Genomic DNA, 19,281 nt, shown 5'->3' on the forward strand with positions numbered 1-19,281 from the left:
GGGCGGTGGAGTTGTGGGTGTCCCGGGGTGGGGGGGTGACGGTTCCCGTGAGTCCACGGGCCGGTGCACCGGCAGCGCACCCGGTGCCTTGTCGGTGCACCGGGTGCGCTGCCGGTGCACCAGGCGGCCACCCCCCCGCCGACTGTGATCAGCCGGCCGTCAGCGGCCCGCGAACTTCCCGCTGACCGAGTCGTACACGCCCTTGGCCACCTCGCCCAGGCGCGGACCGGCCAGCCATCCCGACCTCACCGGGCCGATCGAGGTGTTGGACACCAGGGCGGGCTTGCCGTCCGAGCCCGTCGCGACCCAGCCTCCGCCGGACGAACCGCCGGTCATGGTGCAACCGATGCGGTACATCGTCGGATCCGACGCGGTGACCGACAGCCGGCCCGGCTGGTCCTGGCACCGGTACAGCTTCTGTCCGTCGTACGGCGGTGCGGCCGGGTAGCCGATCGCCGTGACGCTCTTCACCTTCGGTACGGCGGGAGCCTTGAAGTCGACCGGCAGTGCCGAACCGACCGCCTCCTCCAGGGACTTGCCACCGCTGCCCTTCTCGGGCGTCACATGGATGACCGCGAAGTCGTAGGGCGCGCCGTCCCCGCCCGTCGCGCCGCCCTGCTCGATCCACTGGTCCGAGGTCTGCGCCCAGTCTCCCCACCAGACGCCGTAGGGAGCGACGTCCTGCCTGGTGGCGTTCTCCAGTTCCGCGACCGGCTTGCCGTCGTCGTTGTACGACGGCACGAACGCGATGTTGCGGTACCAGCCGCCCTTCTTGCCCGCGTGCACGCAGTGGCCCGCCGTCCACACGAGGTTGGACTTGCCCGGGTGGGCCGGGTCCTTCACCACCGTCGCCGAGCAGACGGCCGAGCCCTTGGGGGAGTCGAAGAACACCTTCCCGGCCGTCGGCGCGTTGGCGTGGTACGACGGCGGCACGGCCTGCGCCTCGACCGGCTCGGGCGTGGGATCGGTCACGCCCTGGTCACCGGAGAGGTCGCTGTCGTCGACGCCCTGGTCGGGCTCCTCGGCGTCCCGCATCCGGTCCGGGTCCCAGAGCCCCTCGATGATCGGGTTGATGTACTCGTTGGCCTCGCGCAGCCAGTCGTCCCGGTCCCAGTTCTTCCAGGCGCCGTTCTTCCACTTGTCGATGTCGATCCCGTGCTCGCGGAGCCGGTCCCTGATGTCGTCCGGGATCCTCAGCTTGCCGTCGTCGGAGGCGCCGGCCGACGCGGAGGCCTCCCCGCCCGCCGCGGCGTCGCCCGACTCGCAGGCGGTGGCGGTCAGCGCGAGCGCCGAGGCGAGGGCCATCGCGGCCAGTACGGGGGAGTTGCCGCGGCGCGCCCTCCCGCCTCGGCTGGTGGTGGACGACGGCCGTGTGGATCGCATGATGTGACTCCCCCTGATGCGTAACGAACATGGACGAACCGGTATTCAGGGCCTGGTTTCCGCCGGCTCACGGGGAGTTCAGGCCAAGCTCACGGCGTCCGGGAACGGCACCACACACTATGCGGTGGCTGTGGGGGCGGCCCGACGGAACCGCAACAGTTCCGTCACGGAAAGGATCTTGAGGCAACCCGTAACCCGGTGAGCCGATCGGGGTTGGTAGCGGTTGGGGGCCTGCTGTCTGTGTGCGGTCCTCTGTGCCCGTGCCCAGTGGGAGGTCAGGGAAGTCGTGACGGAAACCACCCATGGGGGATGTGCGTCCGAGGAGGCCACTGTGGGGCGTATGCCGGTGAGGGCCCTCCCCGGCGCCGTCGACGGCACGGCACCGGGAGCGCGCGCCGCTCACGAAGGGATTCTGCGCCGCCAGCCGGCGCGCGAGTCCGCGGCCCGCACCTACGCCCGCGCCCTGCCGATCGTGCCGGTGCGGGCCCGGGGACTGACCATCGAGGGCGCGGACGGCCGCCGCTACCTGGACTGCCTCTCCGGCGCCGGCGCGCTCGCCCTCGGGCACAACCACCCGGTCGTCCTGGAAGCCATCCGCAAGGTCCTCGACTCCGGCGCGCCCTTGAACGCCCTCGATCTGGCCACCCCCGTCAAGGACGCCTTCATCACCGAGCTGTTCCGCACCCTGCCCCCAGGGCTCGCCGACCGGTCCCGCGTGCTGTTCTGCGGACCGGCCGGCAGCGACGCCGTGGAGACCGCCTGCGCCCTGGTGCGCGCGGCGACCGGCCGGACCGGCCTCATCGCGTTCACCGGCGCCTCCCACGGAAGGGCGGCCGGGACATTCGACGCGTCCGCCGCCGCCCACGACGTACGGGTCACCCGCCTGCCCTACCCGCAGGACTACCGCTGCCCCTTCGGCGTCGGGGGCGAGCGCGGGGCCGACCTCGCCGCCCGCTGGACCGAGTCCATCCTCGACGACCCCGGCTCCGGCGCTTCGCTCCCCGCCGGGATGATCGTCGAGCCCGTCCAGGACGAGGGTGGGGTGATCCCCGCACCGGACGCCTGGCTGCGGCGCATGCGGCAGCTCACGGCCGACCGGTCCATCCCCTTGATCGCCGACGAGATCCAGACGGGCGTCGGGCGGACCGGCGCCTTCTGGGCCGTGGAGCACAGCGGAGTGACCCCCGACGTGATGGTCCTGTCCAAGGCCATCGGAGGCAGCCTGCCGCTGGCCGTCGTCGTCCACCGCGACGACCTCGACGTCCCCGAACCAGGTGCCCCCACCGGCACCTTCCGCGGCAACCAACTCGCCATGGCCGCCGGCACCGCGACTCTCACCCACGTCCGGGAAAACCACCTCGCCGAACGCGCGGCGACACTCGGGGAACGCATGCTGAGCCAACTCCAAGGACTGGTCGGGGACTTTCCGTGCGTGGGGGAGGTGCGGGGGCGGGGGCTGATGATCGGGGTGGAGTTCGTGGACCGTGAGGGCGCGGCCGGGGAAGCCGGGCAGACGGTCGGGGCTGCGGGGAAGCCTCTTCCCGCCGCCTCCGAACTGGCAGCCGCCGTCCAACGAGAGTGCCTGCGGCGTGGCCTCATCGTCGGACTCGGCGGCCGGCACGCCGGCGTCGTCCGGCTGCTGCCGCCCCTGACCATCACCGACGAACAGGCAGCCGCCGTGCAGGACCGCCTGGCCGACGCGATTCGGGCGGCGGCCCGGTGCGGTGGGGGTACGGCCGCGGCGCCGTAGACGCCATGAGCGTCGATGCCGTGAGCCTCCATGCCGTGAGCGCTCATGCCAGGAGCCTGCCACTCCGCCGTCTCGGACCACCCAACGAGGTACCTGCCTTGAACACCACCCCCAAGCCCGACGACTACGCCACGACGCCGGGAGGAGGCTCTGCTGATGTCCGGGGGTTGGGGATGCCGGCGAGCCTTGCGAACCCGGTGGATCTCGGGAACCCGGTCGATGCGGGGAACCGGGTGGATCTCGGGAACCCGGTCGATCGGGGGAACCGGGTGGATCCGGCGGACCCGGTCGATCGGGGGAACCGGGTGGATCCGGTTGATCGGGGGAGCCGGGTGGATCCGGCGGACCCGGTTGATCGGGGGAGCCGGGTGGATCCGGCGGACCCGGTCGATCCGGTGAACCGGGTCGATCCGGTGAACCCGGCGGTCTCCGCGGTCCCGTGTCTGAGGCCTGGGGTGACGCAGCTCGCCGAGGGGCTGAGCGGTGAGGTGCGGGGTGCCGAGGTGCGGGCTGACGGGGTTGTCACCGACCCCTTGGAGCACCCCGACCCACACATCGTCGCCCAGGCAGCAGCTGTGGAGGCGCTGTTGCGCTGCTGGGTGCGCGAGACCGGCCAGCCCGCCCCTGCCGACGGGGTTCTGCGCATCCCGTTGCCCGCCAGCGGCACGGCCCTGATTGTCCCCGTCCGCTACTGGTCCCCGACGGGCTGGCACCGCTTCGGCCTCCCGCGTCTTGCCGGCGCACCGGACCACGCTCCACCGGCCGACGCCGTCACGATCGCGGCGCTGCTCTCCAGGGAAACGTCCGCAGACGGACTCGGACACGGACACGGACCAGGCCACGGTAACGACGAAGGTCACGGTAACGGCCATGGTCATGGTCCTGGCCGTGAGAACGGCGGCCGTGGCGTCGACGGCGTTGAACTCGTCGCGGGTGTCGCCGACTCCCTCCGCCACGTCACCTCCTTCCTCAGCGACCGTCGCCAACTCCCGCTGGACGGCTCCGATCTCTTCCTCACCGCGGAACAGTCACTCCTCCTCGGACATCCCCTGCACCCGACCCCCAAGAGCCGCGAGGGTCTCTCGGAGGCCGAAGCACGGCTGTACTCGCCCGAGTTGCGCGGATCCTTCCCTCTGCACTGGATGGCTGTCGCCCCCTCCGTCCTCGCCACCGACTCCGCCTGGACCGAACGCGGCCGCCCTGTCCCCGCGGCCCGACTCACCGCACGTCTGGCCGGGTCCGACTTGCCTCTGCCGGACGGGTACGTCCCACTGCCCCTGCATCCCTGGCAGGCACGCGGGGTCCGGCACCGCCCGGAGATCGCCGCCCTGCTCGAGAGCGGACTGCTCCGCGACCTCGGCGCCCACGGCACTCCCTGGCACCCCACCTCCTCCGTACGAACCGTCTACCGATCCGGTGCCCCCGCGATGCTCAAGCTGTCGCTGGGCCTGCGCATCACCAACTCCCGTCGAGAGAACCTCCGTAAGGAACTCCATCGCGGTGTCGAGGTCCACCGCCTGCTCCGCAGCGGACTGGCGCAGCAATGGCGGGCCGTTCACCCGTGCTTCGACATCGTGCGCGACCCGGCCTGGATCGCTGTGGACGGATCCGGCGTATCCGGGAGTTCCGATGGATCCGGGAGTTCCGATGGAACCGGAGGTTTCGGCGGTTTCGGAGGCTCCGACGGCGCCCCGTTGACCGGGCTGGACGTGGTCATCCGCCACAACCCGTTCAGCCCCTCGGACGATGTCTCCTGCGTCGCCGGATTCGTCTCCCCGCGCCCGTGCTCATCCGCACGGCCGGGAACCGCTCCCGACCACCCGGAAATTCACGGCCAGCTCCTTCGATCCCGGCTGGCCGAAGTCATTGCGCGTCTCGCCCGCCGGACCGGTCGGTCCCGCGGAGCCGTCGCCGCCGAGTGGTTCCTGCGCTACCTTGAGCACGTCGTTCGTCCCGTCCTGTGGCTGGACGGTGAGGCCGGCATCGCCCTGGAGGCTCACCAGCAGAACACTCTGCTCCTGCTGGACGCCGACGGATGGCCGACGGGCGGCCGTTACCGCGACAACCAGGGCTACTACTTCCGCGAGTCCCGGCGCGCGGACCTCGACGCCCGGCTGCCGGGCGTCGGTGAGCGGAGCGACACGTTCGTCTGCGACGAGGTCACCGATGAGCGCTTCGTCTACTACCTGGCGGTCAACAACGTCCTCGGTCTCGTCGGTGCGTTCGGCTCCCAGGGGCTGGCCGACGAGCGGCTGCTGCTCGCCGCCTTCCGCCGTTTTCTCGGGAACGTCGCCGCCGGTCCGGCCCGACTGCGCTCCTCGCTGCCGGCCCGGCTGCTCGACTCACCCGTGCTGCGCTGCAAGGCCAATCTGCTGACCCGGCTCCACGGACTTGACGAACTCGTCGGTCCGGTCGACACCCAGTCCGTCTACGTCACCATCGCCAACCCCCTGCACCTCTGATCACTCTGACCGTCCCCGAACACAACCGACCTCCTTCATCCCTGAGGACACGCCTCACCCCTTTTCCCGAGAGGAGCGTTTGGTGCCTTCCGCCGACCGGGCCGCCGATGCCGGTGCCGCTGTCCCGGCCGCGGCCGACGTCAACGCCGGTGCCGGCTCCAACGCCCGTTTCTCCGCTGGTTCCGATACCGGTTCCGACCTCAACTCCAGCGCGGGAGCCGCCGCAGATGCCGGTGCGGACCTCGGTGCGGATTCCGGTGCGGACGGCCACGGGGAAGACACTATGGACCTACGCCTCTCAGACGAACTCCTCGCCCCCATCGCGGACGAGGCGTCCGGCAGCCGGGGAGTCTGGTGGCCGGGCCAGACCACCCCACAGCCCTCCGTGTCGGACGATCTCCTCGACCGCGTCGCCGACTGGGGCCCGACCGACACACCCGTGGGCCTCTTCCACCTCGTCCCCGTGCGTGTCGAACGCGATCTTCCGCTCATCAGCCGCTGGATGAACGACCCCACCGCTGCGGCGTTCTGGGAGCTGTCCGGTCCCCAGCACGTGACCCAGGACCATCTGCTGTCCCAGCTGGCCGGCGACGGACGCAGCGTGCCGTGCATCGGTGTCCTGGGCGGAACACCGATGAGCTATTGGGAGATCTACCGGGCGGATCTGGACCCCTTGGCCCGCCACTACCCGGCCCGGCCTCACGACACCGGAATCCACCTCCTGATCGGCGCTGTCGCCTGCAGAGGGCGTGGTCTCGGCGGTCTGCTGCTCCGAGCCACAGCCGATCTCGTACTCGCGCAGCGGCCCTCCTGCGCACGCGTCATCGCTGAGCCCGACATTCGCAACACCCCCTCCATCGCCGCCTTCCTGACCGCCGGTTTCCGGTTCTCCGCCGAGGTCGACCTGCCCGACAAGCGAGCCGCCCTCATGATCCGAGACCGGTCCACTCGACATCTGATGTAGCGCTGTGTCACCGCGCCATCACTCATTGAACGCGGCGGGGATCGCCGCAGTTCCCACCCGCGCCGCAGAAAATTCTTGAGCTGCTCGCCGGCGTCATGTCCCCCGCAGCACCGCCCCACCTCGCGTCCACCCCCCAACCCACCCATCCGAGCCACCCGTACCGAGGAGCCCAAGGTCTTGATCCCGTCCCCCGTCCCCGCCTTGATCACCCGTTTGTCGGTGCTGGGTCGTAGGGTGGTCGCGCTATGACGAAGCCCTCACTCCCCGAACTCCTGCATGCTGCCGTCACTGCCGTCGGCGGTACGGAGCGCCCCGGGCAGGTGGCCATGGCCGAAGCGGTCGCAGAGGCGATCGACGACGGCTCCCACCTGCTGGTCCAGGCCGGCACCGGCACCGGTAAATCGCTGGGCTACCTGGTGCCCGCGCTCGCGCACGGGGAGCGTGTCGTCGTCGCGACCGCCACCCTGGCCCTCCAGCGCCAGCTGGTGGAGCGCGACCTGCCGAGAACGGTCGAGTCGCTGCACCCCCTGCTGCGCCGCCGCCCGGAGTTCGCGATGCTCAAGGGCCGGTCGAACTACCTGTGCCTGCACCGTATGCACGAGGGTGTCCCGCAGGACGAGGAGGAGGGCCTCTTCGACCAGTTCGAGGCGGCCGCGCCCACCAGCAAGCTGGGCCAGGACCTGCTGCGGGTGCGTGACTGGGCCGACGAGACGGAGACCGGCGACCGCGACGACCTCACACCCGGCATCTCGGACCGGGCCTGGGCCCAGGTGTCGGTGTCGTCGAGGGAGTGCCTCGGCGCCTCGAAGTGCGCGTACGGAGCGGAGTGCTTCGCCGAGATGGCCCGCGAGCGCGCCAAGCTCTCGGAGGTCATCGTCACCAACCACGCTCTGCTCGCGATCGACGCCATCGAGGGTGCCCCGGTCCTTCCGCAGCACGAGGTGCTGATCGTCGACGAGGCCCATGAGCTGGTCTCGCGGGTCACCGGAGTCGCCACCGGTGAGCTCAGTCCCGGCCAGGTCAACCGCGCGGTGCGCCGGGCCGCGAAACTCGTCAACGAGAAGGCGGCGGACCAGCTCCAGACCGCCGCCGAGGGCTTTGAGCGGCTGATGGAGCTCGCGCTGCCCGGCCGCTTGGAGGAGATCCCCGAGGATCTGGGCTACGCCCTCATGGCACTGCGTGACGCGTGCCGCACCGTCATCTCCGCCATCGGCACGACCCGCGACAAGTCCGTCCAGGACGAGGATGCGGTCCGCAAGCAGGCGCTGGCCTCCGTGGAGAATGTGCACGACGTGGCGGAGCGGATCACGAACGGCTCCGAGTGGGACGTGGTCTGGTACGAGCGCCACGACCGCTTCGGTGCCTCCCTGCGCGTCGCCCCCATGTCCGTCTCGGGCCTGCTGCGGGAGAAGCTCTTCGCGGACCGCTCCGTGGTCCTGACGTCCGCGACGCTGAAGCTGGGCGGCGACTTCAACGGCGTCGGTGCGTCCCTCGGGCTCGCCCCCGAAGGCACCGAGGGCGATGACCTCCCGCAGTGGAAGGGAATCGACGTCGGATCTCCCTTCGACTACCGCAAGCAGGGCATCCTGTACGTCGCGAAGCACCTGGCGCGCCCCGCGCGGGACGGCGACCGCGGGGACATGCTCGACGAGCTCACGGAGCTCATCCAGGCGGCGGGCGGCCGCACCCTGGGCCTGTTCTCCTCCATGCGGGGTGCCCAGTTGGCCGCCGAGGAACTGCGTTCCCGGATCCCGGAGTTCCCGATTCTCCTCCAGGGCGAGGAGACGCTCGGCGAGCTCATCAAGAACTTCGCGGCCGACCCGAAGACCTGCCTGTTCGGCACCCTGTCGTTGTGGCAGGGCGTGGACGTCCCCGGACCCAGCTGTCAGCTGGTCGTCATGGACAAGATCCCGTTCCCGCGCCCGGACGACCCCCTGATGAGCGCCCGCCAGAAGGCCGTGGAAGACGCGGGTGGCAACGGCTTCATGGCTGTCGCCGCCACCCATGCCGCGCTCCTCATGGCCCAGGGCGCCGGCCGTCTCGTACGGGCGTCGGGCGACCGGGGTGTGGTCGCCGTACTGGATCCGCGTCTGGCGACGGCCCGCTACGGCAGCTATCTGAAGGCCTCACTGCCCGACTTCTGGTACACGACGGACCGCAACCAGGTACGGAAGTCGCTGGCCGCGATCGACGCGGTGGCGAAGCAGTCGGAAGCCGACTGAGCCCCAGGGTCGGCCTGCGGCGACGGAGCCGCGGGCCGGCCTCCACACCAGGAGTACTGGGCCCCGACGCCACGTACCGGAGCCTCCGGACATCCCGCGCACCGGAGCCCCAGGACACCGCCTACCGGGGCCCGGACAGCGCAGGGCCCCGGAACCGGCGCAGGGGTCCCGGGGCCCGGTCAGAGGGCGGGCCGACTTGGGCGGCCCACCCGACGCGGTGCGCAGACTCAGACGCGGCGCAGTACGGCCACCACCTTGCCGAGGATGGTCGCGTCGTCGCCGGGGATCGGCTCGTAGGCCGCGTTGTGCGGCAGGAGCCAGACGTGGCCGTCCTCGCGCTTGAAGCGCTTGACGGTGGCTTCACCGTCGAGCATCGCGGCCACGATGTCGCCGTTCTCGGCGACCGGCTGGCGGCGGACCGTCACCCAGTCGCCGTCGCAGATGGCGGCCTCGATCATCGAGTCGCCGACGACCTTCAGCACGAACAGCTCACCGTCGCCGACGAGCTGGCGGGGGAGGGGAAAGACGTCCTCGACGGACTCCTCGGCGAGGATCGGCCCGCCGGCGGCGATGCGGCCGACCAGCGGGACGTACGACGCGGCCGGCTTGCCCGCGGTGTCCGTGGGCTGCACGGAGGCGGCCTGGTCGGAACCGCGCACCTCGTACGCGCGCGGGCGGTGCGGGTCGCGGCGCAGGAAGCCCTTGCGCTCCAGCGCCATCAGCTGGTGTGCGACGGAGGATGTGCTGGACAGGCCGACGGCCTGGCCGATCTCGCGCATCGACGGCGGGTAGCCGCGCCGCTGCACGGAGTCCCTGATGACCTCGATCACGCGGCGCTGGCGGTCGGTGAGCCCGGAGCTGTCCGCCCGGATGCCGGGAGGTCGCCCCGGCAGGGAGCGCTTGTGCCCCTCAGGGTTCGTGGCTTCGTTCATCGCATGCACCGGCTCCAGTCGGCCCTGGGAGCGGTCCTGGGCAGTGATGGCGGCACTGTCTGCGGTGGTGGTCACGTCGGCCCCTCTCGATGGTCTCCCTGCTGGACAACGGTAGTTGCTTTCGAAAGGTTGCGCCAAACACACGTTCGAGTGAAAAATCGCGAATCGGCTGACGCGATCATGTTTCCGGGTGTATTGGCTACCGCTCCACCTGGCGGGCAAAAGCGCCCATTGCTGTACTCTTCACCGCCGGGTGATCGCCTCGGGGTCTGCCGCCCAGTCTGCCATCCGGCATTCTCCCGCCCCGGGATCAGCCCTCATCTGTGCGGGAGTCCCACGTCCCCTCCTCGCGGCGACCACGGTATCTCCGCATGTGCCGCAGCGATACGGCTGTACGCGTACGGATGCGGCCGGCGAGGTCGGCCGGGCCTATTCGATGGTGCCGCTGAGGGCGCGCGAGGCGGGTGCGGCGGGGCCGGTCGCGCGTCACCTGCGGCTATGCGCGCGACACGCGCGTATTGGCGTGCATGTATGAGCCAATCCCCACATCTAGTGGTTGGATTGCAGCAGCAGCCCACAAGTTGTGGTCCCCCGGGTCTTCGCGGCCATGGTCATCGCCTATGCTTGGGGCTGCTTCGTGGGGCACAGGAGGCCCAGCGATGCTTATGAGTCTGCTGTGAGGAGGGTTGGAGTTTATGCACTGCCCCTTCTGCAGGCACCCTGACAGCCGTGTCGTCGACAGCCGTACGACCGACGACGGCACGTCCATCCGCAGGCGCCGCCAGTGCCCTGACTGCTCCCGTCGTTTCACGACTGTGGAGACGTGCTCGCTCATGGTGGTCAAGCGGTCCGGAGTCACCGAACCATTCAGCCGTACCAAGATCATCAATGGTGTGCGCAAGGCGTGTCAGGGACGGCCCGTCACCGAGGACGCGCTCGCCCAGCTCGGCCAGCGGGTCGAGGAGGCGGTGCGGGCCACCGGAAGCGCCGAGCTGACCACCCACGACGTGGGGCTGGCCATACTCGGCCCGTTGCAGGAACTCGATCTCGTCGCGTATCTGCGCTTCGCCTCCGTCTACCGGGCGTTCGACTCGCTCGAGGACTTCGAGGCGGCCATCGCGGAGCTCAGGGAAGAGACGGGACGCCCCGACGCGGACGACGGAGACCGCGAGGACGCGGGGGCGGGGAGCCAGGAAGACGACCGCGGGTCCGGAGGGACGGGACACGTCCCCGAGCCCGCAGGCGCCGCCGACTGACCGGCGGGCCGGACCCGGACGGCAGCTCCGGGCCCGGCCGGGCGGCGGCGATGTGAAGACCTGTTGCGGGCGATGTGAGTGGGTGCCCGCAGCATCAGACAGAACACCGTGCCACGGGAACAACGGGGCACTTCAGGGCGTTTTCGCCCGTACAGGGAGGCGGCATGACAGAGACGGCGAGCGGTCCGGCACGGAGTTCCCGCGCCAAGAGCGCCAAGGCGAGCAAGAGCCTGCGTATCGACCGCATCCACACCACCCCTGGTGTCCACCCGTACGACGAGGTGGCCTGGGAGCGCCGTGACGTCGTCATGACCAACTGGCGCGACGGCTCGGTCAACTTCGAGCAGCGTGGCGTCGAGTTCCCCGACTTCTGGTCGGTGAACGCGGTCAACATCGTCACCAGCAAGTACTTCCGCGGTGCCGTCGGCACCCCGCAGCGTGAGACCAGCCTCAAGCAGCTGATCGACCGCATCGTGAAGACGTACCGGAAGGCCGGCGAGGACCACAAGTACTTCGCCTCGCCCGCCGACGCCGAGATCTTCGAGCACGAGCTGGCGTACGCCCTCCTGCACCAGATCTTCAGCTTCAACAGCCCTGTCTGGTTCAACGTCGGTACCAAGCAGCCCCAGCAGGTCTCCGCCTGCTTCATCCTGTCCGTCGACGACTCCATGGAGTCGATCCTCGACTGGTACAAGGAAGAGGGCATGATCTTCAAGGGCGGCTCCGGTGCCGGCCTGAACCTCTCCCGGATCCGTTCCTCCAAGGAGCTGCTGTCCTCCGGTGGCAACGCCTCCGGTCCGGTCTCCTTCATGCGCGGCGCCGACGCCTCCGCAGGAACGATCAAGTCCGGTGGCGCCACCCGCCGCGCCGCCAAGATGGTCGTCCTCGACGTGGATCACCCCGACATCGAGGACTTCATCGAGACCAAGGTCAAGGAAGAGGAGAAGATCCGCGTCCTGCGCGACGCGGGCTTCGACATGGACCTGGGCGGCGACGACATCGCCTCCGTCCAGTACCAGAACGCCAACAACTCGGTCCGGGTGAACGACGAGTTCATGACGGCCGTCGAACAGGGCGGCAAGTTCGGTCTGCGGGGCCGGATGACCGGCGAGGTCATCGAGGAGGTCGACGCCAAGTCGCTCTTCCGCAAGATCGCCGAGGCCGCCTGGGCCTGCGCCGACCCCGGCATCCAGTACGACGACACCATCAACAACTGGCACACCTGCCCCGAGTCCGGCCGGATCACCGCGTCGAACCCGTGCAGCGAGTACATGCACCTGGACAACACGTCCTGCAACCTGGCCTCGCTGAACCTCATGAAGTTCCTGAAGGACGACGGCAAGGGCAACCAGTCCTTCGAGGCCGAGCGCTTCCAGAAGGTCGTCGAGCTGGTCATCACCGCGATGGACATCTCGATCTGCTTCGCCGACTTCCCGACCCAGAAGATCGGCGAGAACACGCGCGCGTTCCGCCAGCTCGGCATCGGCTACGCCAACCTCGGCGCCCTGCTGATGGCCACCGGCCACGCCTACGACTCCGACGGCGGCCGCTCCCTCGCCGGCGCCATCACCTCCCTGATGACGGGTACGGCGTACCGCCGCTCCGCCGAACTCGCCGCGGTCGTCGGCCCGTACGACGGCTACGCCCGCAACGCCGACGCCCACAAGCGCGTCATGAAGCAGCACTCCGACGCCAACGACAAGGCCGTCCGCATGGACGACCTGGACACCCCGGTGTGGGCCGCCGCCAGCGAGTCGTGGCAGGACGTGCTGCGCCTCGGCGAGAAGAACGGTTTCCGTAACTCCCAGGCGTCCGTGCTGGCCCCGACCGGCACGATCGGCCTCGCGATGTCCTGTGACACCACCGGTGTCGAGCCCGACCTCGCCCTGGTCAAGTTCAAGAAGCTGGTCGGCGGCGGCTCGATGCAGATCGTCAACGGCACCGTCCCGCAGGCCCTGCGCCGCCTCGGCTACCTGGAAGAGCAGATCGAGGCGATCGTCGCCCACATCGCCGAGCACGGCAACGTGATCGACGCGCCCGGTCTCAAGCACGAGCACTACGAGGTGTTCGACTGCGCCATGGGCGAGCGGGCCATCTCCCCGATGGGCCACGTCCGCATGATGGCCGCGATCCAGCCGTGGATCTCCGGCGCCATCTCCAAGACGGTCAACATGCCGGAGACGGCGACCGTCGAGGAGGTCGAGGAGATCTACTTCGAGGCCTGGAAGCTGGGCGTCAAGGCGCTCGCGATCTACCGCGACAACTGCAAGGTCGGCCAGCCGCTCTCCACCAAGAAGTGGGAGGAGAAGAAGGAGAAGACCGAGGAGCCCGCCGCCGTCGAGGCCAAGGTCGAGAAGGTCGTCGAGTACCGCCCGGTCCGCAAGCGCCTTCCGAAGGGACGTCCCGGCATCACCACGTCCTTCACCGTCGGCGGTGCCGAGGGCTACATGACCGCCAACTCCTACCCGGACGACGGTCTCGGCGAGGTCTTCCTGAAGATGTCCAAGCAGGGCTCGACCCTCGCGGGCATGATGGACGCCTTCTCCATCGCGGTCTCCGTCGGCCTCCAGTACGGCGTCCCCCTGGAGACGTATGTCTCGAAGTTCACGAACATGCGCTTCGAGCCGGCCGGTATGACGGACGACCCGGACGTGCGGATGGCCCAGTCGATCGTCGACTACATCTTCCGCCGCCTGGCGCTGGACTTCCTGCCGTTCGAGACGCGCTCCGCGCTGGGCATCCACTCCGCCGAGGAGCGTCAGCGTCACCTGGAGACCGGTTCGTACGAGCCGAACGAGGACGAGGTCGACGTCGAGGGCCTGGCCCAGTCGGCGCCGCGGGCCCAGGAGCTGAAGGCCGTCTCCGCGCCGAAGAACGAAGAGGTGGCCAAGCCCGCCCCGCAGACGGCCCACACCAGTGCCGAACTGGTGGAGATGCAGCTGGGCATCCAGGCCGACGCCCCGCTGTGCTTCTCGTGCGGCACGAAGATGCAGCGCGCCGGTTCCTGCTACATCTGCGAGGGCTGCGGCTCGACCAGCGGTTGCAGCTGACGCCAGCGCCTTGAGTAGATGACAGAGGGGCACCGCCTTCGGGCCGGTGCCCCTCTTGTCGTCACGGGCTCGGGAAGCCGGGGCGCCTGTCCAGTACACAGGGGGTTCACCCGAGTCCGGACGGCGGGGAGGGCGTTCGACCCAGCGGCCGTCGACCAGCCGGGCGTCAGTCCCAGCCACCCGGGGACACGGGGCTCACCCCCGGCCCCATGGGCTGTCCGGGGACAACTCACGGCTGGTGTGCGGCACCCATCGTCCTGGCGAAGTCCACGGGGTCACCCTCGAAGCCACGGAGGCCGGGGCGGAAGTCCCAGGGACCGGAACCGTCCCGGACGAACTCCGCGACCGTCGCCGCCGTGGCTCCCAGGACACCCCCGAAATCGTCCTCGGCCAGGACCGTGTACCCCTCGCGGATACGCAACCCGGGGTTCACCACACTGACGAACGTGCGCTCCGCCGGGCGCTGCTGGATGACGACACCGACCACCACGCGCGGGTAGCGGACGTCGAGCCGGTCGAGTTCCAGCGTCATGACCTCGTCGTAGCCGAAGCCCTGGCCGTCCTTGCTGTCCCGGTTGAGATAGATGGTGCCGTCGGGGGAGCGGCTGTCGAAGTGGACGACGTATGAGGGATCACCGTATGGACTCTCCGCGGGGTAGGTCGCCGCGATGAGGTCCAGGTCGGTGGACGGCTGCCCCGCCGGACTGGGATCCCACCGCACCGCGATCTCGACCTTGCGCAGCCCCTTGTTCAGCCCGTCCACCAGCGTCCCCTTCCCCGTACCGACCCGCCCGTTCGCCTCAACTGCCGGGCAGCCATGACTGCTTGTCCATCCTGCCACGCCTGCGGGTGCGCGCGCCGGAGAGCGGTCGAGCCGAGAGTGACCGACGCCACGCTCCGTGGCCTTACCATGGCGCGGTGCTGGTCAAGTGGATTCGCTGCACCGTGGTGGACCGCCGCGGTTTCGAGCGGGGGCAGCGGAAGTGGGCGGGGCTTCTGGGGGAGCCGGGGTTTCGGGGACAGGGGGGTGGCTGGAGCCGGGGGCGGCCGGACGTGGCGCACATCTTCGCGTTCTGGGAGAGCCGCGCCTTCTACGACTCCTTCATGGCGCGGTCCCACGACCGGCTTGCGTCGGCACAGTCGGGCACGTTCAAGGACGCTCAGGTCAGGCTCTTCGACTACCGCTTCGATGTGAAGACCGGGTTCGAACCGCGCTTCACGGACGCCGACCTGCTGCGCGTGGCGCTGTGCCGTGTCCACGAGGAGCGGGTCGAGCATTTCGTGTTGATGCAGGAGAAGGTCTGGAACCCTGCGATGGCCGGCTCGCCCGGCATGGTGCGCGGGCTGTTCGGTGAGGCACCCGGGAACGAGTTCATGGTGCTGTCGATGTGGCGGTCGGCCGCCGAGCACGGCAAGTACCGCACGGAACGCGTGGAGCGGCTCGCCCTGCGGGCCCAGACGGAGGCGGACGTGGCGGCACTCACCGGGGACGTCGTGGACATGGAGCCGAGCTGGACGGTCTGATCTCCGGGCGGGCCGGGCGGGCCCGGACTGATTGATTCCGGCCGGACAGGCGTGCGACCTGTGTGATCTTTGGTGCAGGATGTGTGTGACCTACGCTGTATGGGGGCGGTACGAGTGCTCGATGTGGCCTCACCCGATCTAGGGTTTTGGCATGGCACGACCACGGCGCATCGTCCTTGTCCGGCACGGCGAGTCAACGGGCAATGTTGATGACTCCGTGTACGAGCGTGAACCCGACCATGCCCTGGCGCTGACCGAGCGCGGTCGGCGGCAGGCGGAGGCGACGGGCGAGCAGTTGCGCGAGCTGTTCGGCGGCGAGCGCGTCAGCGTGTACGTCTCCCCGTACCGCCGCACGCACGAGACGCTGCGCGCCTTCCGCCTCGCCCCCGGGCTCATACGGGTGCGCGAGGAACCCCGGCTGCGCGAGCAGGACTGGGGCAACTGGCAGGACCGTGACGAGGTCCGCCTCCAGAAGACCTACCGGGACGCGTACGGCCACTTCTTCTACCGTTTCGCCCAGGGAGAGTCCGGCGCCGACGTCTACGACCGGGTCGGCGGCTTCCTGGAGAGTCTGTTCCGCAGCTTCGAGGACCCGGACCATCCGCCGAACGTCCTGATCGTCACTCACGGTCTGGCCATGCGGTTGTTCTGCATGCGGTGGTTCCACTGGACGGTCGCCGAATTCGAGTCGCTGTCGAACCCGGGGAACGGCGAGGTGCGCATGCTCGTTCTGGGAGACGACGGCAAGTACACGCTTGACCGGCCGTTCGACCGCTGGCGAGATCCCGAGCCTTACGGGATCACTGGATAGAGTGGCAGGGCGATGACCGATGATTCCTCCCCCGACGGGCGCTTGGACCGCGCCCTGGCCAGCCTGCGCGGCCTGTCCGTCGGGGACGCCCTGGGCTCCCAGTACTTCGTGCCCGTGAACTACCCGCTGCTGAAGCGCCGCGAGCTTCCGTCCGGGCCGTGGCAGTGGACCGACGACACGGAGATGGCCGGCTCCGTCGTCGCCGTCCTGGTTGCTCACCACCGCATCGACCAGGACGCGCTGGCCCGCTCCTTCGCCGAGCACCACGATTTCGACCGGGGCTACGGACCCGCGGTCAACCGCCTGCTGCGGCTCGTCCGGGAGGGCGGCGACTGGCGCGAACTCGCCGCCGGGCTCTTCAACGGACAGGGGTCCTGGGGCAACGGCGCCGCGATGCGGATCGCCCCGCTGGGCGCCTGGTACGCGGACGACCCGGAGCAGGCCACCCACCAGGCGGAGATCTCGGCCTACACCACCCACCAGCATCGCGAGGCCGTCGTCGGCGCCATGGCCGTCGCCGCGGCCGCCGCGTTCGCCGCCGCTCCCGGTGGGCCGCCCGGGTCCGAGGCCCTCCTCGATGGGGTCATCGACCTGGTGCCGAAGAAGAGCGCGGTGGGCGCGGGACTGCGCCGGGCCCGGGACATGCTCGACTACGCCGACCCGGCCACGGTCGCGGCGGTACTGGGATGCGGCCGGCGGACGACCGCTCATGACACGGTGCCCTTCGCCCTCTGGTCGGCCGCGCGAAGTCTCGGTGACTACCAGCAGGCTTTCTGGACGACCGCCCAGGTCGGCGGGGATGTCGACACCACCTGTGCCATCGTGGGCGGCGTGATCGCCTCGGGCAAGGCGGGGGCGCCGCCCGCCGAGTGGGTGGCGCGGACGGAGCCGCTGCCGGACTGGGTGCCGGCGTCGGTCTAGCGGTCAGAACCTCTTCTGCGTGGTCCAGCCAGCAGAACCCTGCGTTGGTCCAGCCATCAGAACCGGTGGTCATCGGAACTTTGCCTGCGCATCAGCACCCTCCAGCGCGCATCAGAACTCTCCGTGCGCATTGGGAACTCTCCGTGACCGTCCGCTCGTTGTCGCGACATCAGCGGTGCGAGCCATGAGGCGGCACGCGCTGGAGGTGCCTAACGTGAGGGCGAAGGGGGTGATCATGGAGGTTCTGCTGGCTGTTCTGATCCACTGGTGGAACGCATGCGCACGCCGTCTGCGACAAGCGCGACCGGTCGTGGACCGGCCCGGCAGCCGCCGGCAGGCCCCTTCCGGGCCCGTCGGCGAGCCGCCGAAGCCGTCTCGCGGTGCCTTCGCGTCAGCCCAGCCCCGGCCCGGCCGAGCCGGAGAGAGCCTCCAGGTCGCTCTTGCGGACCCGGATCACCAGCCAGGCGGTGGCCAGGGCGAGGACGGCCATGGCCGCGGCCGGGATGAAGGCGGCGGAGATGCCCTGGGCCAGCACCTCGTGCCCCCACGGCGCGGGCAGCTGATGCGTCGTGGCGAACTCCGCCTTCTGCTCGGGAGAGCCCTCGGCCATGAACTGCGGAAGCTGCTTCTCCGCCTCGTCCCTGGTCGCCGTGCCGAACACGGTCGTCAGGATGGACAGACCCAGCGATCCGCCCACCTGCTGCGTGGTGTTGAGCAGTCCGGACGCGGCGCCGGCCTCGTGCTGGGCCACACCGGAGACGGCGGTGAGCGTCAGTGTCACGAAGTTCAGGCCCATACCGAAGCCGAACACCAGCATCGGGCCGAGAACCCCGCCGACGTACGAGCTGTCGGAGCTGATGAGCGCCTGCCAGGCCAGTCCGATCGCCGCGAGCGTCGAGCCCAGGACCATGAACGGCTTCGGGCCCAGCACCGGCAGGAACCGCTGCGACAGACCCGCGCCGAGCGCGATCACGACGGTCACGGGCAGGAAGGCGAGCCCCGCCTCGATCGGGCTGTAGTCGAGCACGTTCTGCACGAACAGCACGATGTAGAAGAACATGCCGAACATCGCCGCCGCGAGACTCAGCATGATCACGTACGTGCCCGAGCGGTTCCGGTCGGTGAACATCCGCAGCGGGGTGATCGGTTCCCTGGCCCGGGACTCGATGATCCCGAAGGCCAGCAGCAGGACCACCGCGGCGGCGAAGGACCCGATGGTGAGGCTGTCCCGCCAGCCCTCGTCCGCCGCCCGGATGAAGCCGTAGACGAGGGACGCCATGCCCGCGGTCGAGGTCACCGCGCCCGCTATGTCGAAGCGTCCGGTGTGCCGTTCGGACTCGCTGATGTAGAGCGGAGTGAGCACGGCGATCAGCACACCGATCGGCACGTTCACGAAGAGCACCCAGCGCCAGTCGAGCCACTCGGTGAGCATGCCGCCCGCGAGCAGGCCGATGGCACCACCACCCGCGGACACCGCGGCGAAGACGCCGAAGGCCCGGTTGCGCTCCGGGCCCTCGGGGAACGTGGTGGTGATGAGCGCCAGCGAGGTGGGCGACGCGATCGCGCCTCCCACGCCCTGGAGGACCCGCGCGGCCAGCAACTGCCACGGCTCCTGGGCGAGCCCGCCGAGCAGCGAGGCGAAGGTGAACAGCAGGATGCCGGTCATGAACACCCTGCGGCGCCCGAGGAGGTCACCGGCGCGGCCCCCGAGGAGCAGCAGACCGCCGAAGGTGAGTGTGTAGGAGCTGACGACCCAGGTGAGGTCGGTGGTGCTGAACTTGAGTGCGTCTTGAATGTGCGGGAGCGCGATGTTCACAATCGTCGCGTCGAGTACCACCATGAGTTGGCAGGCCGCGATGACGGTGAGCGCGATGCCGGGGTGTCCGTCCCGGCGTGCCGCACCTGGCTTCTGGTCCTTGAGCAATGGAGAGGTTGTCACTATGGGTCCCCCACGAGTGCGTTAGTGAACGCTCGCGTTCACTGCCGCGTCAAAGGCAGTGAGTCCC

The 19,281-nt window shown here is 69.7% G+C and carries 13 protein-coding genes; 9 read left to right on the forward strand and 4 right to left on the reverse strand.

All coding sequences use genetic code 11. The features are described from left to right. Positions 1–159: 159 nt before the first annotated feature. Positions 160–1,383, reverse strand: coding sequence for a trypsin-like serine peptidase (locus tag ACIBL4_RS35690; protein WP_399415956.1), 1,224 nt, complete (start codon positions 1,381–1,383; stop codon positions 160–162). A gap of 340 nt (positions 1,384–1,723) precedes the next feature. Here ACIBL4_RS35690 and ACIBL4_RS35695 point away from each other — a divergent pair, with 340 nt between their 5' ends. The 4 genes from ACIBL4_RS35695 (at position 1,724) to ACIBL4_RS35710 (ending at position 8,781) form a co-directional block, all read left to right on the forward strand. Next, positions 1,724–3,133, forward strand: coding sequence for a diaminobutyrate--2-oxoglutarate transaminase family protein (locus ACIBL4_RS35695; RefSeq protein WP_399415957.1), 1,410 nt, complete (start codon positions 1,724–1,726; stop codon positions 3,131–3,133). 455 nt (positions 3,134–3,588) lie between these two features. Then, positions 3,589–5,595 carry an IucA/IucC family protein gene (locus ACIBL4_RS35700; protein WP_399415958.1) on the forward strand — a complete coding sequence of 669 codons (2,007 nt, stop codon included), beginning with the start codon at positions 3,589–3,591 and terminating at the stop codon, positions 5,593–5,595. 82 nt (positions 5,596–5,677) lie between these two features. Then, positions 5,678–6,559: a GNAT family N-acetyltransferase gene (locus tag ACIBL4_RS35705; RefSeq protein WP_399415959.1), complete on the forward strand. Its 882-nt coding sequence runs from the start codon at positions 5,678–5,680 to the stop codon at positions 6,557–6,559. A 245-nt stretch (positions 6,560–6,804) separates the two neighbouring features. Next, positions 6,805–8,781, forward strand: coding sequence for an ATP-dependent DNA helicase (locus ACIBL4_RS35710; protein ID WP_399415960.1), 1,977 nt, complete (start codon positions 6,805–6,807; stop codon positions 8,779–8,781). Positions 8,782–9,008: 227 nt separating this feature from the next. Here the strand turns inward: ACIBL4_RS35710 and lexA are convergent, their stop codons facing one another. Next, a complete protein-coding gene (gene lexA / locus ACIBL4_RS35715; RefSeq protein ID WP_030845416.1) occupies positions 9,009–9,788 on the reverse strand; it encodes a transcriptional repressor LexA in 780 nt (259 codons plus the stop codon). 620 nt (positions 9,789–10,408) lie between these two features. Here lexA and nrdR point away from each other — a divergent pair. After that, positions 10,409–10,969, forward strand: coding sequence for a transcriptional regulator NrdR (nrdR, locus tag ACIBL4_RS35720; protein ID WP_399415961.1), 561 nt, complete (start codon positions 10,409–10,411; stop codon positions 10,967–10,969). Between the two features lie 164 nt (positions 10,970–11,133). Then, positions 11,134–14,019, forward strand: coding sequence for a vitamin B12-dependent ribonucleotide reductase (locus tag ACIBL4_RS35725; RefSeq protein ID WP_399415962.1), 2,886 nt, complete (start codon positions 11,134–11,136; stop codon positions 14,017–14,019). A 229-nt stretch (positions 14,020–14,248) separates the two neighbouring features. Here ACIBL4_RS35725 and ACIBL4_RS35730 read toward each other — a convergent pair whose 3' ends face one another. Next, positions 14,249–14,782, reverse strand: coding sequence for a TerD family protein (locus tag ACIBL4_RS35730; RefSeq protein WP_399415963.1), 534 nt, complete (start codon positions 14,780–14,782; stop codon positions 14,249–14,251). A gap of 155 nt (positions 14,783–14,937) precedes the next feature. Here ACIBL4_RS35730 and ACIBL4_RS35735 point away from each other — a divergent pair, with 155 nt between their 5' ends. The 3 genes from ACIBL4_RS35735 to ACIBL4_RS35745 all read left to right on the forward strand — a co-directional run bounded on the left by ACIBL4_RS35735 (position 14,938) and on the right by ACIBL4_RS35745 (position 17,275). Next, on the forward strand, positions 14,938–15,543 hold the full coding sequence (locus ACIBL4_RS35735; RefSeq protein WP_307177836.1) for a YdbC family protein: 606 nt from the start codon (positions 14,938–14,940) through the stop codon (positions 15,541–15,543). A 151-nt stretch (positions 15,544–15,694) separates the two neighbouring features. After that, positions 15,695–16,354: a histidine phosphatase family protein gene (locus ACIBL4_RS35740; protein ID WP_399415964.1), complete on the forward strand. Its 660-nt coding sequence runs from the start codon at positions 15,695–15,697 to the stop codon at positions 16,352–16,354. Between the two features lie 12 nt (positions 16,355–16,366). After that, on the forward strand, positions 16,367–17,275 hold the full coding sequence (locus ACIBL4_RS35745) for an ADP-ribosylglycohydrolase family protein (protein WP_399415966.1): 909 nt from the start codon (positions 16,367–16,369) through the stop codon (positions 17,273–17,275). 391 nt (positions 17,276–17,666) lie between these two features. On the opposite strand, the gene ACIBL4_RS35750 is transcribed toward ACIBL4_RS35745, so the two are convergent. After that, complete coding sequence (locus ACIBL4_RS35750) at positions 17,667–19,214, reverse strand: MFS transporter (RefSeq protein ID WP_399415967.1); 1,548 nt, start codon at positions 19,212–19,214, stop codon at positions 17,667–17,669. Positions 19,215–19,281 lie beyond the last annotated feature (67 nt).

This window comes from Streptomyces sp. NPDC050416, assembly GCF_044458845.1.
Lineage (GTDB): Bacteria > Actinomycetota > Actinomycetes > Streptomycetales > Streptomycetaceae > Streptomyces.